Raw genomic sequence first — 232 nt, forward strand, 5'->3', positions numbered from 1 at the left:
TTATGCGGTATTAGCTATCGTTTCCAATAGTTATCCCCCGCTAAGAGGCAGGTTACCTACGCGTTACTCACCCGTTCGCAACTCATCCGCTCGGTGCAAGCACCAAGCTTCAGCGTTCTACTTGCATGTATTAGGCACGCCGCCAGCGTTCATCCTGAGCCAGGATCAAACTCTCATTAAAATAATTGTTTGTCTTAAACTCATTCTGTCACTGACAGATTTATTGTTTTTT

The 232-nt window shown here is 44.8% G+C and carries 1 rRNA gene; it reads right to left on the minus strand.

The window, feature by feature from the left end:
* A 16S ribosomal RNA gene (locus tag HMPREF3002_RS04225) occupies positions 1-181 on the minus strand; the annotation flags it as partial.
* Positions 182-232: the final 51 nt, after the last annotated feature.

Source organism: Streptococcus sp. HMSC065E03 (genome assembly GCF_001815045.1).
Taxonomy (GTDB): Bacteria; Bacillota; Bacilli; order Lactobacillales; family Streptococcaceae; genus Streptococcus; species Streptococcus parasanguinis_AD.